At 74.6% G+C, this 12521-nt stretch carries 14 protein-coding genes; 9 read left to right on the top strand and 5 right to left on the bottom strand.

What is annotated here, in order from left to right:
• The first annotated feature begins 43 nt into the window (after positions 1–43).
• Entirely contained in the window at positions 44–409 is a 366-nt protein-coding gene (locus ACFU9E_RS20060) for a hypothetical protein (protein ID WP_380682452.1), read from the top strand.
• A 63-nt stretch (positions 410–472) separates the two neighbouring features.
• Here the strand turns inward: ACFU9E_RS20060 and ACFU9E_RS20065 are convergent, their stop codons facing one another.
• Positions 473–919 carry a hypothetical protein gene (locus ACFU9E_RS20065; protein WP_380682451.1) on the bottom strand — a complete coding sequence of 149 codons (447 nt, stop codon included), beginning with the start codon at positions 917–919 and terminating at the stop codon, positions 473–475.
• A gap of 222 nt (positions 920–1141) precedes the next feature.
• On the bottom strand, positions 1142–1351 hold the full coding sequence (locus ACFU9E_RS20070) for a hypothetical protein (protein WP_380682450.1): 210 nt from the start codon (positions 1349–1351) through the stop codon (positions 1142–1144).
• 155 nt (positions 1352–1506) lie between these two features.
• On the opposite strand from ACFU9E_RS20070, the gene ACFU9E_RS20075 reads away from it, so the two are divergent.
• The gene (locus ACFU9E_RS20075; RefSeq protein ID WP_380682449.1) at positions 1507–2481 is read left to right on the top strand and encodes a threonine/serine dehydratase; all 975 of its coding nucleotides are present in this window, start codon (positions 1507–1509) and stop codon (positions 2479–2481) included.
• Positions 2478–2981, top strand: a complete 504-nt coding sequence (locus ACFU9E_RS20080) for a DinB family protein (protein ID WP_380682448.1) — start codon at positions 2478–2480, stop codon at positions 2979–2981. Before ACFU9E_RS20075 ends, ACFU9E_RS20080 begins: the two co-directional genes overlap by 4 nt.
• A 31-nt stretch (positions 2982–3012) precedes the next feature.
• Here ACFU9E_RS20080 and ACFU9E_RS20085 read toward each other — a convergent pair whose 3' ends face one another.
• Entirely contained in the window at positions 3013–4029 is a 1017-nt protein-coding gene (locus ACFU9E_RS20085) for a helix-turn-helix domain-containing protein (protein ID WP_380682447.1), read from the bottom strand.
• A 55-nt stretch (positions 4030–4084) separates the two neighbouring features.
• Between ACFU9E_RS20085 and ACFU9E_RS20090 the strand changes: the two genes are divergently transcribed.
• Together ACFU9E_RS20090 and ACFU9E_RS20095 are read left to right on the top strand one after the other, a co-directional pair.
• Positions 4085–5356, top strand: a complete 1272-nt coding sequence (locus ACFU9E_RS20090; protein WP_380682446.1) for an MFS transporter — start codon at positions 4085–4087, stop codon at positions 5354–5356.
• Positions 5357–5466: 110 nt separating this feature from the next.
• Positions 5467–5925 carry a hypothetical protein gene (locus ACFU9E_RS20095; RefSeq protein ID WP_380682445.1) on the top strand — a complete coding sequence of 153 codons (459 nt, stop codon included), beginning with the start codon at positions 5467–5469 and terminating at the stop codon, positions 5923–5925.
• 75 nt (positions 5926–6000) lie between these two features.
• Here the strand turns inward: ACFU9E_RS20095 and ACFU9E_RS20100 are convergent, their stop codons facing one another.
• A complete protein-coding gene (locus tag ACFU9E_RS20100) occupies positions 6001–7365 on the bottom strand; it encodes an FAD-dependent oxidoreductase (protein WP_380682444.1) in 1365 nt (454 codons plus the stop codon).
• A 394-nt stretch (positions 7366–7759) separates the two neighbouring features.
• Between ACFU9E_RS20100 and ACFU9E_RS20105 the strand changes: the two genes are divergently transcribed.
• Positions 7760–8881: a hypothetical protein gene (locus tag ACFU9E_RS20105; RefSeq protein ID WP_380682443.1), complete on the top strand. Its 1122-nt coding sequence runs from the start codon at positions 7760–7762 to the stop codon at positions 8879–8881.
• 63 nt (positions 8882–8944) lie between these two features.
• On the opposite strand, the gene ACFU9E_RS20110 is transcribed toward ACFU9E_RS20105, so the two are convergent.
• Positions 8945–10177 (bottom strand): serine hydrolase domain-containing protein, encoded by a 1233-nt coding sequence (locus tag ACFU9E_RS20110; protein WP_380688262.1) that lies wholly within the window; start codon positions 10175–10177, stop codon positions 8945–8947.
• Positions 10178–10746: 569 nt separating this feature from the next.
• Here ACFU9E_RS20110 and ACFU9E_RS20115 point away from each other — a divergent pair.
• The 3 genes from ACFU9E_RS20115 to ACFU9E_RS20125 all read left to right on the top strand — a co-directional run bounded on the left by ACFU9E_RS20115 (position 10747) and on the right by ACFU9E_RS20125 (position 12505).
• Positions 10747–10881, top strand: a complete 135-nt coding sequence (locus ACFU9E_RS20115; RefSeq protein WP_380688264.1) for a hypothetical protein — start codon at positions 10747–10749, stop codon at positions 10879–10881.
• Entirely contained in the window at positions 10874–12079 is a 1206-nt protein-coding gene (locus tag ACFU9E_RS20120) for a type III PLP-dependent enzyme (RefSeq protein ID WP_380688266.1), read from the top strand. Before ACFU9E_RS20115 ends, ACFU9E_RS20120 begins: the two co-directional genes overlap by 8 nt.
• 72 nt (positions 12080–12151) lie before the next feature.
• Positions 12152–12505: a DUF6204 family protein gene (locus ACFU9E_RS20125; RefSeq protein ID WP_380688268.1), complete on the top strand. Its 354-nt coding sequence runs from the start codon at positions 12152–12154 to the stop codon at positions 12503–12505.
• Positions 12506–12521: the final 16 nt, after the last annotated feature.

Raw genomic sequence — 12521 nt, forward strand, 5'->3', positions numbered from 1 at the left:
CTCTCCCCGGCCATGGATCGCACAGAGAGCGGGGGGACGGGGCATGGAGAACGGGGAGATCGGGGCGCTCCTGCGGGAGCGGAACGCGCGGGCGTGGCGGCGGGCCGAGGGCTCGTGGGGCCGGGGCGCGCACCTGCTGGGGCTGCTGGCGCTCGGCGCGTGGCTGTGGGCGGTCGGGCTGGCCTTCGTACCGGCCTCGCACGAGTTCCCGAACGGCACGTCGGTGGACTGCGGCTCGCCGATGTTCTACGAGTACTACAGCGGCCGGGACTACACCCACTGCGCCGCCGTCACGGACGGCCGGATGCGCGACGCGGTCGGCGTCGGACTGGTGACCCTGCCGCTCTCGGTGCTCTGGCTCTGGCGGACGGTCAGCATCCGCCTGGAGCGGCTGGAGCGCCGGGGCTGAGGAGCACCCCGCCCGGTCCCCGGCGGACGTGACGTCCACCGGGGGCGGGAGGGTGGCGGATCGTCAGCCGCGCGGCACGGCGTAGGTCCACCAGCCGCTCCAGGCGCCACCGGCGCTGCGGTCGCGGTAGACGTCGGCGTTGATCGCGGCGGAGCGCGAGGCGATGCTGAACGCGTCGCCCTTCTTGTTGACGATCTTCACCTTGCTGACGAAGTCGTTGGTGCCGCCGAGGGACATCCACGGCACCTGCGAGCCCTTCGGCGGTGTCCAGGTCGTCCAGACGTTGTGGTCGGTGCCGATCACGAAGATCTGCTTGGTGCCGTCGCTCAGGGTGACGTAGGTCTTGCCGTCGCCGTAGTCGCCGCCGCAGTAGAAGGTGCCGCCACTGGCGCTGCAGGTCTTCGCCGCGGGCTGCAGCTGGCCCATGTCGCCGGCCAGGGCCGGGGAAGCCCCCAGGCCGACGACGGTGAGGGCGGCGAGGGCCACCGCGGCGGACTTGATCGTGCTCATCGGATACTCCCGGAGATGCCGGAGTTGTCAGGGGAAGCGTGGGCCCGTTCGGCCCGCCGGAAAGCCTCGGGCAGCCGTTGACGGAGCGTCAACGCCGTTCGGGCGCGGTGCCCTCGGCACCGGTCGCGCATGCCTCTAGGGGCATGGATCCGCGGAAATCTGAACCCTCCGGGGCTCCCGGCCCGATGGAAAGGGAAACCCTGACGCGGGAACCCGGGGACCTCAGTACCCGTCGTCGCCGCCGCCGTCACCCCCGCCGCTGCCCAGCCGGCGGCGCTGGGACTTCTGGTAGCTCCGTACGACGCGCCCGGCACCGACGGTGGCGGCGGCCACGGCGCGGGTCCACCGGGGGCCGCCCCGGTCGGCCCACACCACGCAGACGCAGCCCCCGACGACGAGTGCCAGGACGGCGATCAGCAGCGCACCGATCATCTCGTCGGCCTCCGTTCACAGGTTCACAGTTCTCGGTTCCGGTGGAGCCAGTGCCCGGGAGCGGCCCCGCCCGCACGGCTTGGCAGGCCGCCCCGGTGCTTCGTACGGTACCCGGTACCGGGAACGGCGGTACGCGGACATGGAGGCGGTACACGATGGGACACCAGCTCGGCTACGACGACATCAAGGCGGCCGCGGAGCGGATCGCGGGCCGCGTCCGCCCCGTGGTGCTCGCGCCGGGCGGGGACGGCGGGCCGTGGCTGGCCCTGGAGTACCTCCAGCACACCGGTTCGTTCAAGGCACGCGGGGCGCAGAACTTCCTCCAGGCCCACCGGGAGGCCGGCACCCTGCCGGACGCCGGGGTCACCATCGCCTCGGGCGGCAACGCCGGGCTGGCCTGCGCGTGGGCGGCGCGGCAGCAGGGCGTGCGGGCCACCGTGTTCCTGCCCGCCAACGCACCCGGCGTGAAGGTCGCCCGGCTGCGCTCGTACGGGGCGGATGTCCGGCTGGTCGGCGCGGAGTACGCCGAGGCGCTGGCCGCCTGCGAGGAGTACGCCGCGACCGCCGGTGCGCTGGCGAGCCACGCGTACGACCACCCGCTGATCGCGGCGGGCGCGGGCACCCTGCTGGAGGAGGTCCACGAGCAGCTGCCCGGACTGGACACGGTGCTGGTCGCGGTGGGCGGCGGCGGGCTGTTCGCGGGGGTGGCCGCAGCTGCCCGCGAGCACGGCGTGCGTGTGGTGGCGGTCGAGCCGGAGGGCTCGCGCGCGCTGCACGCCGCCCTCGCGGCGGGCGGACCGGTGGACGTCACCGTCGACTCGGTGGCCGCCGACTCCCTCGGTGCCCGCCGCGCCACCGCCCTGGCCGTGGACGCGGCACGGCACGAGGGCGTGCGCTCCGTGCTCGTCCCGGACGCCGCGATCGTCCGGGCCCGGCATGAGCTCTGGGAGGACCGCCGGATCGCCGTCGAGCACGGCGCCGCCACCGCCCTCGCCGCGCTGCTCACCGAGCCGCACGACGGGACCGCCGGCCACGGCTACCGCCCGGCCGAGGGCGAGCGGGTCTGCGTCGTCCTGTGCGGCGCCAACACCGACCCGGCCACCCTCACCACCGCCCCGGCCGCCGCATGACCGGCGACCGCACCGGCACCACCGCGCTGCTCCGCTCCCTCGGCGCCCAGCGGCGCCACGTCCTCGGCATCCTCGACGGCCTGGACGACGAGGCCCTGCGGCGCCCCGTCCTGCCGTCCGGCTGGCACTGCCTCGGGCTGGTCCAGCACCTCGCGCTGGACGTCGAACGGTTCTGGTTCCGCGCGGTGGTCGCCGGCGACGAGGCGGTGATCCACCGCCTCGCGGACGAGGAGGACGCCTGGCGGGTGGGCGCCGACGTGCCCGCCGCCGACGTCCTCGACCGGTACCGCCACGAGACCGCGCTCGCCGACGCCGTGATCGCCGCCACCCCGGCCGACCGCGCCCTCGCCTGGTGGCCGCACGACCTGTTCGGCGAGCCGCACCTGCACAGCCTGCACGACGTGCTGCTGCACGTGATCACCGAGACCGCCTGCCACGCCGGCCACCTCGACGCCGCCCGCGAACTCCTCGACGGCCGCCGCTGGTTGGTGCTCCCCTGATCGGTCAGCCCCGTCAGCCCCGTCAGCCCCGTCAGCCCGCGCCGCCCGCCAGTCGGTCGCCGAGCGCGGTCCGCCGGTAGAGCACCTGGCGGCCGTCACGGACCCGGGCGACCAGGGCCGCAGCGTGCAGCACCCGCAGGTGCTGGGAGACGGCGCTGGGCGTCACCCGCAGCCGGCGGGCGAGTTCGACGGTGGCCAGCGGCTCGTCCAGCATGGTGAGCAGCCGGGCCTTGGCCGCCCCGACCAGCGGCGCCAGCACGGCGAACGCGTGCGCGGACGCGGGCCCGTCGACGGCGGGCGGCGGCCCGGGCCAGAGGGTCGCCACGCCGCGGCAGGGGTACGCGAGCGCGGGCGCGCCGTCCGCGCTGAGCGGTGGCGCCGGCTTGTGGGCGAACACGGACGGGACGAGCAGCAGACCGCGTCCGCGGGCGGCGACGTGGTGGTGGCTGAGCATGTCGGTGATGTGCAGGACGCCGCGGTGCCAGCGCAGGAACGGGTGCATGTCGGCGAAGAGCAGGCGGGCCCCGCCGACCGCGAGCCGGCGGGCGCGGTACGTCATGTCGGCCTCCAGCAGCAGCCGCATCCTCGGCCACTCCGGCCGCACGGCGATCTCCCAGTACCGCTGCAGGAGTTCGCAGATCCGGTCGCGCAGCCCGCACACCTCGGCATCGCCGCCGAGGGCGGTGCGCAGCGGCTCCGGCGGCGGGTCCGGCAGGTGGGTGTGCACCAGGTCGCGGCGGACCACCTCGGGGGTGGTGCGGCGGACGGCGGCCAGCTCCTCCTCGAAGGCGGGCGCGAAGACCGGCGGACGCGGGGTGAGGAAGTCCGGCACGGTCCGCCGCTCGGCGACCAGCGAGACCAGCAACCCGCCGTCGAACGAGTCGAGTTCGCCGATCGCCCGGAGCGCGGCGCGCCGCCACGGCAGGTGCAGGGCCGACAGGCCGGGCTCGCGCAGCACGCGCAGACTGAGCACGGTCTCCTGCAGCGGCGACAGGGCGAAGCGGGTGTCCGCGAGATCCTCGACGCCCAACTCGAAGGTGACGACCATGAAGTGCCACGCTACATCGATTGTCGCCGGCCCCGCGCCGCGCCAACCTCCTCGCATGACCCGCCGACTCCTCCTGCTGCTCTCCCTCGCCTGCGCCGTCGGGGTGGGCACCATCTACTTCGCCCAGGCGATCACCCCGCTGATCGCCGCCGGCCTGGGCACCTCCAAGGGCGCCGCCGCCTCGGTGGTGACGGTCACTCAGATCGGCTACACCGTCGGGATATTCCTGCTGGTGCCGCTCGGTGACCGGCTCCCCAACCGTCAGCTGCTGGTCACCCTGCTCGCGCTCACCGGCCTCGAACTGTTCGCGGCCGGCGCGGCACCGACGCTCCCGGTGCTGGTCGCGGTGAGCTTCACGATCGGCGTCACCACGGTCGCCGCCCAGGTGATATCGCCGATGGCGGCCGGGCTGGTGGCCGCCGACCGGCGCGGAGCGGTGCTGGGCACGCTGCTGAGCGGCTCGACCGGCGGCATGCTGCTGGCCCGCACCTTCAGCGGCACGCTCGGCGAGTGGCTGGGCTGGCGCGCACCGTACCTGGTGGCGGGGGCGCTGACGCTGCTGCTCGCGGCCGTGCTGACCCGCGCGCTGCCGGCCGTCACCGCCGCCGCGCCGCCCGGCCGTGACCCCTACCGGGCGCTGCTGGCCGCGCCGCTGCGGCTGCTGCGCACCGAACCGGAACTGCGCCGCTCCGGTCTCTACCAGGCCACCGTCTTCGCCGGCTTCTCCGCCGTCTGGACGTGCCTGCCGCTGCTGCTCACCGGCCCGGCGTACGGGCTGGGCGCCTCCGCGGTGGGACTGGTCGCGCTGGTCGGCGCGGCGACGATGCTCTGCACCCCGTTCGCCGGACGCGCGGTGGACCGCCGGGGCGCCGACCCGGTGAACCTGGCCTCCTTGCTCGGCACCCTCGCCGCGACCGCCGTCCTGGTCGCCGGGGGCGGGGGCGGTGCGGTGGGCCTGGTCGTCCTGGTGGCCGGGACGCTGCTGCTGGACGTCGCGATGCAGTCCGGCATGGTCGCCAACAAGACCCGCGTCTACGACCTGGGCGACGAGTCCCGCAGCCGGCTCAACACGGCCTACATGACCTTCGGTTACCTCGGCGGCAGCGTCGGCTCCTGGCTCGGTCTGCGCGCCCACGCGCTGGCCGGCTGGCCGGGCGTCTGCGCGCTGGCGGCCCTCCTCGCCGGCCTCGCCCTCGCCCGGCACCTCACCCGCCACCTCCGGCGCCGCCTCCGCCCGGAACGCGGCGGGGGAAGCCGCCACGAGGCGGCCGGGGCACCCGATCCGGAGCGCGCGCTTCTCCTGTCCGACGCGACACCGGACCGCTAGGGTCGCGTTCATGCCAACCGATGCTCCGGACAACCACCCTCGCCGCGGCCGCGCGTAGCCGCCCGGTAGCGTGGTCGTCCCGTCCGCCCGCCCCCGACCGGAGGTCGCCCGTGGCCCGGCTCTACGTACGCAGCGGCATCAACCCCGACGACCCGGAGGCGCCCGTGGTGGCGCTGCTCGTCGACCCGGACGGCCCGCCCGGGGAGCAGGCCGTCGCCAAACTGGGCTGGTACGGCTACGAGGGGGACGGCGCGTTCTTCCTGCTCCCCACCGACGGCTGGGCGGAGCACTCGCTCGACGGCGACCGGCTGACCGTCGCCGTGGCGGCGTACCCGTTCACGCTCCGGCAGATCGGCGCCGACCCGGACGCCTTCCCGGAGCGCTCGCCCGCCACGCCCGAGGCGGCGTTGGTGCTGCACGCGGACGCGGTGGTCGACCCGGGACTGTACGCCCGGGCCGCCACCGCGACCGCCGTGTTCAGCGCCGGCCCGGGGCTCGCGCTGGAGGACGTGCTGGCGGGCGACGACGCGTGGCCGGTCGTCCTCGCCCCGCCGCCCACCGAGGTGTGACGCGGCGCCTCGCACGGGTGCGGTGGCCGGTACCGAAGCGCCGGGACCGGCCACCGCCGCCGGCTACGGGGTCGGTCACGCCCCGCTGTGCCGGAGCATGTCCTCCCGCTCCACGACCTTGACCCGCTCGCGCCCCTCGGCCGCGCCCAGGGCGCGCTCGGCGGCGTCCAGCTCGTGCCAGCCCTGCCAGGTGGTGTACCGCACGCCGCGCTCCCGCAGGTACCCGACGACCGCCTCCGGCTCGGGCTCGGCGGCGCCGGGCAGACGGCCCTCGGTGTGGTCGGCGAGCAGGCAGGCGACGGTCTCGTTGGCGTCGCCCTTGGTGTGGCCGATGAGGCCGACCGGACCGCGCTTGATCCAGCCGGTCACGTACACGGCGTCCTGGTGCGAGCCGTCGGCGGCGAGCACCCGGCCGGCCGCGTTCGGGACGGTGCCGGAGACCGGGTCGAACGGCAGCTTGGGCAGCTCGTCGGAGTAGTAGCCGATCGCCCGGTAGACGGACTGCACGTCCCAGTCGGTGAACCTTCCGGTGCCGCGCACATTGCCGGTGCCGTCGAGCTCCGTGCGCTCGGTGCGCAGCCCGACCACCTGGCCGTCCTCGCCCAGCACCTCCACCGGGGACTCGAAGAAGTGCAGGTAGAGCCGGTGCGGGCGGTCGCCGACGTCGCGGATGGCCCAGTTCTCGATGGTCGAGGCGACCATGTCGACGTGCTTGGCGCCGCGCCGCTCGGCGATCGAGCCGTCGTCGTAGTCGATGTCCTCGGGGTTGACGATGACCTCGATGTTCGGCGAGTGGTCGAGCTCGCGCAGCTCCATCGGGCTGAACTTGGCCTGGGCCGGGCCGCGGCGGCCGAAGACGTGCACCTCCAGGGCCCGGTTGCGCTTCAGGCCCTCGTGGACGTTCGGCGGGATCTCGGTGGGCAGCAGCTCGTCGGCGGTCTTGGCGAGGATGCGGGCGACGTCCAGGGCGACGTTGCCGGCGCCGAGCACGGCGACCTTCTCGGCCTCCAGCGGCCAGGTGCGCGGCACGTCCGGGTGGCCGTCGTACCAGGAGACGAAGTCGGCGGCGCCGTAGGAGCCGTCGAGTCCGACACCGGGGATGTCGAGCGCGCGGTCGGCCATCGCGCCGGTGGAGAAGACCACGGCGTCGTAGAAGCGGTGCAGGTCGTCCAGCGTGACGTCGGAGGGGTAGTCGACGTTGCCGAACAAACGTATCTGTGGCTTGTCCAGCACCTGGTTCAGCGCGGTGATGATCCCCTTGATCCGCGGGTGGTCGGGCGCCACGCCGTACCGGATCAGTCCGAACGGCGCGGGCATCCGCTCGAAGAGGTCGATGGAGACCCCGGGCTGCTGGGCGGCGTCGGACTTCAGCAGGGCATCGGCGGCGTAGATGCCGGCGGGGCCGGCGCCGACGATCGCGACGCGGATCGGGCGGGTCATGGCGGGGCGATCCTCCGAACGTAAACGAACGAAAAAGAGCGGAACAGTGCCGGAGCGTGCCGGAACGGAACGGGACGGTGCCCGGTCCGGTCGGGGTGGACGGGCGAGGGTGACCCACTCCCACCCAACCCGGTCGGACCTTGCCACTGTAGGCGGTGTCGATCTATGACCCCATAGAGCAGACCTATGGCCGATCCGGGAACAATGGGCGCGCATGCCCGGCGAGCGGCCGACGAGCGCCCGGCGAGCGTCCCGCGGCCTTCGGACGTGCGCCCGACGGCCGACCGGCACCCCGCGCGCACAAGGTCCAAAAACCGACGCGGCACGGCCCTCCGAGTGCTCTAGCGTTGCCCCCGCACCACGACGTGAGGTCTAGACCATAGAGTGGGGAATCATGAATTCGCGTGTGTGGAAGGTCCGTTGGACGGGAGCGCTGGCAGCGGCGCTCCTGCTGACCGGGGCCGGGGCCGGGGCAGCCGCCGCCGACCCGGCACCGGGAGCCTCCGGCAGCACCGCCGGAAGCAGCGTCACCGGCACCGCCGTCGGCTGGCGGGCGCTCGGCCTGGCCGTCAGCCCGGAGGGGACGAAGGCGTACGTCGTGGCGGCCGACCGGTCCGGCAGCCGGACCCCGGTCGTGCTGCGCACGGTGGACCTGCGCAGCGGCGCGGTCGTCGCCGAACTGCCACTGGCCGAGGACGGAGCCGCCGGGAAGCCCGTGGTGAGCCAGGACGGCCGACGGCTCTACGTGGTCGTCACGGACCGGCTGGTGACGGTCGACACGGCCACCGGAACCGTGCTCTCCCGCACCCCGGCCCCCGACCAGGCGCGGCCGGACGGCTGGGCCGCGGGCGCGCTCACCGGGCTGGCGGTGAGCCCGGACGGCTCGAAGGTCTACACCGGCCAGAACGGCCCGGCCGGCGACGGACAGGGCGTGCGGCCCGGCCGGGTCCTGGTGTTCGACACCGGCCGGAGCGCGTTCGCCGGCGCGCTGCCGCTGCGCGGCTACGGCGTGAACGGGCTCGCGCTGCAGGCGGGCGGCGCCGCGGCGTACGTCGCCACCGACCTCGGCGTCGAGCACCTCGACACCACCACCCCGGTGCCGACCGCCCTGCGCGCGGTCGAACGGCTCGGCGCCGCCACCGAGCTGGCCGCCTCGCCGGACGGCCTGCGGCTGTACGCGCTGGGCGCGCAGGCCTCGGCCGGTACCGGGTACGCCGTGAACACCGTCACCGATGTCGCGCGGCCGGTCTTCACCTTCGCGAACGCGCCGGTCGACCTCCACTACGTGGCGGTGAGCCCGGACGGCGGGCGGCTCTACCTGCTCAAGGACAGCTGGACGCCGCAGGCCGCCGTGCTCGCCTACGACACCGCGACGGACGCCAACCTGCCGGGCGAGACGCTCACCGGATTCGGCCTGGACGGCGTCTCGGCGGCGGCGGTCGCCCCGGGCGGGCACGCGCTGCTGCTCGCCGGGATCCGCGGCGACGGCTCGTACCTGAGGACCGTCGCGCTCTGAGTCCGCCGCGACGTGCTCCCCCTCGGCTCCGAGGGGGAGCACGTCGCCGGTGCCGGCCGCGCCTCAGGACCCGGCGCCCGCCCCGGAGCCGAGCGCCGCGCAGGCGGCGGCCTTCGACAGTCCGCCGAACACGTCGTCGGCGTCCCGGTAGCCGTACTGGCCGGCGGCGACGACGGCCTGCCGCCCGCCGTCCTCGGTGCCGAGCAGGTACGAGATGTTGCGGTAGATCGAGCCGGCATGGCCCCAGACCACGCCGCAGCCCAGGTCCACGCTCCCCACCCCGAGGCCGTACCGGTAGCCGGGCGTGCGGGTGTCGACGGTGGTCTTCAGCTCGGCCAGCTCCGCCGGGCGCAGCAGCCGCCCGCCGAACAGCGCGGCGTGGAAGCGGGCGAGGTCGGCGGCGCTGGAGACGCCGGCCCCGGCGGCGCCGCCCGCGGACGGGTTGATCAGCGTGGTGTCGACCGGGCCGTCGGGCAGCTGGGTGTAGAGGTGCGCGTGCGAGCCGGTGATCAGCGGCGAGGTGGTCGGCATCGAGGTCTGGCGCAGGCCGAGCGGCCGGATGATGCGCCGCTCCACCTCCTGGTTCCAGTCGTTCCCGGTGACCTTCCGGATGATCATGCCGGCGAGCAGGTAGTTGGTGTTGGAGTAGTGCCAGGACGCGCCGGGCGCGAAGTACGGCGGGTGGGACACGGCGCCGGCGACGATCTCCTCCGCCGTCCAGGTGCGCCAGCGGCCGGTGGCGACCCACGCCTCGACGCCTTCCGCGGTCCGGGGCACGAACCGCTGGTCGTCGGTGTAGTTGTACAGCCCGCTGGTGTGGTTGAGCAGTTGGCGCACGGTGATCCGTTCGCCGCCCGGCACCACCCCGGGCAGGTGGGCGGACACCGGGTCGTCGAGCCGGACCCGGCCCTCACCGACCAGCTGGAGAACCACGGTGGCGGTGAACGTCTTGGTCAGGCTGCCGATCCGGAACCGGCCGTCCGGGTCGACCGGCCGCCGGTCGTCCAGGTCGGCGACCCCGGAGGTGCCCCGCCACACCGTCCGGCCGTGGTCCACCACCCGGGCCAGGTCCCAGGTCGCCTCCCCGCCGTTCACCACCGCGCTCAACTCGTCCTGGACCGCGGCGAAAGCCGGACCCACCGGCTTCGCGGCGCCCGGCGCCGCCACGGTGACCACCGAGCCGGACGCCCCCGCGGCGCCGGCGGCCGGCGCCAGCGTGCCGACCAGCACCGCTCCCAGCACGCCCGCCGCCACCAGCCGTACCGTCCGTCCGGTACGCCCCGTCGCTGCCCTCATCACGCACTCCCCATCCGCCCCGGGCCGAAGTCCCCCTCGCCCACCGGGCCTTGCGCTCGTCCCGCCCGCCGGCCGTTCCGGCGGACGACTACGAAGGTAGGCGGGTCGGCGTGTGCGAACCATGTGGTAACCCCGCCCCTCCACAGGGGGGTTGACCCCACCATGGGCCGGGCTCGCGCCAATCCGCGCCGCGGCCGCCCGACTGCCTCTTCAGGCAGCGGCGACTGCCTGAAGAGGAGCTGCCGCCTCCCGTTCGGACGACCTCCGGGCCGGTCCGGACCGCCCCCGCTCCGGGTTCCGACGCAGGTCAGGGCCGGTCGTCCAGCGACCGGCGGCGCGTCGACCGAGACCGCCCCGACAAGGGTTTGACACCGGAAGTTGGTCTAGTCCACCTTAAGGAGAACGCCGCTCGACGAAGCCGGAACAGGCAGCGGCACTCCCTGTCGGACGAGACCACCACTCCCCCTGCGGCCCCGCCCCTCCGCACGGACCACGGCGCACGGCACACGGCCGCCGACGTTCCGAGATACCGACCTTCCGACGTCTCGACCCGACCTTGGAGTGATGTGATGCCGAAGCCCGACGGGTACCCGCTCCGGACCGCTTCGCAGCGCCCCCGCTCCAGCGACGACGAGCCCCTGCTCGCCACCCCGCTCACCGCGTCCGCCCCGTCCACCGCCGGCCGGAGCGCCGACGATGCCTGACTACGGACGCCTGCGCACCGCCCTCGCCGCCGCCGAGGACGACCGGATCATCTTCGACCTCGACGGCATCGAGGCCCAGTACGACGCCCTGCTGAGCGAACTGCCCGGCATCGGCGTGCGGTTCGCGATGAAGGCCTGCCCCGTCGACGAGGTGCTCGCCTGCCTGGCCGCCCGGGGCGCGGGTTTCGACGCGGCCGGACCGCAGGAGATCGCCCAGGCGCTGCGCACCGGCGTCCCGGTCGAGCGGATCCACTACGGCAACACCGTCAAGTCCGACCGCCAGATCGCCGAGGCCTACGCGCTCGGTGTGCGCGACTACGCCACCGACAGTCTGGCCGATGTCGCCGCGCTCGCCGAACACGCGCCCGGCGCCCGGGTGTTCTGCCGGATCGCCACCACCGGCGAGGGCGCCCTGTGGGGGCTGAGCCGCAAGTTCGGCTGCTCGCCCGAGGACGCCGTCGGGGTGCTGGCCGCGGCCCGGGACGCCGGACTGGCCCCGGCCGGCCTGTCGGTGCACGTCGGCTCCCAGCAACTCACCTCCGAGGCCTGGCAGCAGGCGCTGGAGACGCTCGCCACGGTGATCGAGGAGGCCAACCGGCGCGGCATCCTGCTGGACCACGTCAACCTCGGCGGCGGCCTGCCCGCGCTCGGCGCCCTGGACCGGTACGGAATCGCGCTGCACCCCCCGCTCGACAAGATGTTCACGGTGCTCCGGGAGGGCATGCAGCGGCTGCGCGAGGTCTCCGCCGGACCACTGGAGTTCCTGCTGGAGCCGGGCCGCCACCTGGTCGCCGACCACGGTGCGATCCGGGCCCACGTCTTTCGCCTGACGGAGCGTCAGCAACTCGACGGGGAAAGGTCGTTCTGGCTCTTCCTGAGCTGTGGCAAGTTCAACGGCCTGTACGAGATGGACGAGCTGCGCTACCGGCTGGAGTTCCCCACCCACGCCGGAGCCCCGACCGTGCCCGCCGTGATCGCCGGCCCCACCTGCGACAGCGACGACGCCTTCGCCGACGAGGGCGCCGGCACACCCGTCCCCCGGGACGCCGCCTCGGGCGACCCGGTGTGGATCCTCTCCTGCGGCGCCTACGCCACCGCCTACACCACGCGGGGGTTCAACGGATTCCCGCCACTCCCCCACAGCTGCGTCCGAACGGCGCGTCCGGCCGAGCCGATCGGCCCCGGAGGCGAGCGGTAGTCGGACGGCGGCGCTGTCCCCTCCCCCGAAAACCCGTCGCCCGCCCGCCGTCGCACGGCATACGCTCGCCGGATGACCACGCGCACCTTCCGCATCACCGTCCGCGGCGTCTTCGACGGCCTCACCGCCGAGCAGCACGCCGAACTGCGGTCCCGCGCCGCCGACCATGACGTCCTCTTCGCGGCCTTCACCCCCGAGGGCCACCTCGCGTACGACCTCGACGCCCGCGCCGTCTTCACCTTCCGCTACCAGGACACCGGCGAGGCCGAGGAGGACATCCTCGACGCCACCGAACGCGCCGAGCGCTCCGCCCGCGCCTGGCTCGACGAACGCGGCTACGGCTACAAGAACCTGCGCTCCCAGGCCGAGGACCTCTCCCAGGCCCCGCTCGGCAAGCGCCAGCGGCGCGCCGCCCGCGAGGCCTGAGGAGCCCGCGAGGTCT

It is taken from the genome of Kitasatospora sp. NPDC057595 (assembly GCF_042800875.1).
In the GTDB taxonomy this organism is placed as follows: Bacteria; Actinomycetota; Actinomycetes; order Streptomycetales; family Streptomycetaceae; genus Kitasatospora.

Excerpts from the sequence above, each read along its gene's own strand:
- ACFU9E_RS20060 (WP_380682452.1), top strand. The coding sequence starts at position 44 with ATGGAGAACGGGGAGATCGGGGCGCTCCTGCGGGAGCGGAACGCGCGG.
- ACFU9E_RS20065 (WP_380682451.1), bottom strand. The coding sequence starts at position 919 with ATGAGCACGATCAAGTCCGCCGCGGTGGCCCTCGCCGCCCTCACCGTC.
- ACFU9E_RS20070 (WP_380682450.1), bottom strand. The coding sequence starts at position 1,351 with ATGATCGGTGCGCTGCTGATCGCCGTCCTGGCACTCGTCGTCGGGGGC.
- ACFU9E_RS20075 (WP_380682449.1), top strand. The coding sequence starts at position 1,507 with ATGGGACACCAGCTCGGCTACGACGACATCAAGGCGGCCGCGGAGCGG.
- ACFU9E_RS20080 (WP_380682448.1), top strand. The coding sequence starts at position 2,478 with ATGACCGGCGACCGCACCGGCACCACCGCGCTGCTCCGCTCCCTCGGC.
- ACFU9E_RS20085 (WP_380682447.1), bottom strand. The coding sequence starts at position 4,029 with ATGGTCGTCACCTTCGAGTTGGGCGTCGAGGATCTCGCGGACACCCGC.
- ACFU9E_RS20090 (WP_380682446.1), top strand. The coding sequence starts at position 4,085 with ATGACCCGCCGACTCCTCCTGCTGCTCTCCCTCGCCTGCGCCGTCGGG.
- ACFU9E_RS20100 (WP_380682444.1), bottom strand. The coding sequence starts at position 7,365 with ATGACCCGCCCGATCCGCGTCGCGATCGTCGGCGCCGGCCCCGCCGGC.
- ACFU9E_RS20105 (WP_380682443.1), top strand. The coding sequence starts at position 7,760 with ATGAATTCGCGTGTGTGGAAGGTCCGTTGGACGGGAGCGCTGGCAGCG.
- ACFU9E_RS20110 (WP_380688262.1), bottom strand. The coding sequence starts at position 10,177 with ATGAGGGCAGCGACGGGGCGTACCGGACGGACGGTACGGCTGGTGGCG.
- ACFU9E_RS20115 (WP_380688264.1), top strand. The coding sequence starts at position 10,747 with ATGCCGAAGCCCGACGGGTACCCGCTCCGGACCGCTTCGCAGCGCCCC.
- ACFU9E_RS20120 (WP_380688266.1), top strand. The coding sequence starts at position 10,874 with ATGCCTGACTACGGACGCCTGCGCACCGCCCTCGCCGCCGCCGAGGAC.
- ACFU9E_RS20125 (WP_380688268.1), top strand. The coding sequence starts at position 12,152 with ATGACCACGCGCACCTTCCGCATCACCGTCCGCGGCGTCTTCGACGGC.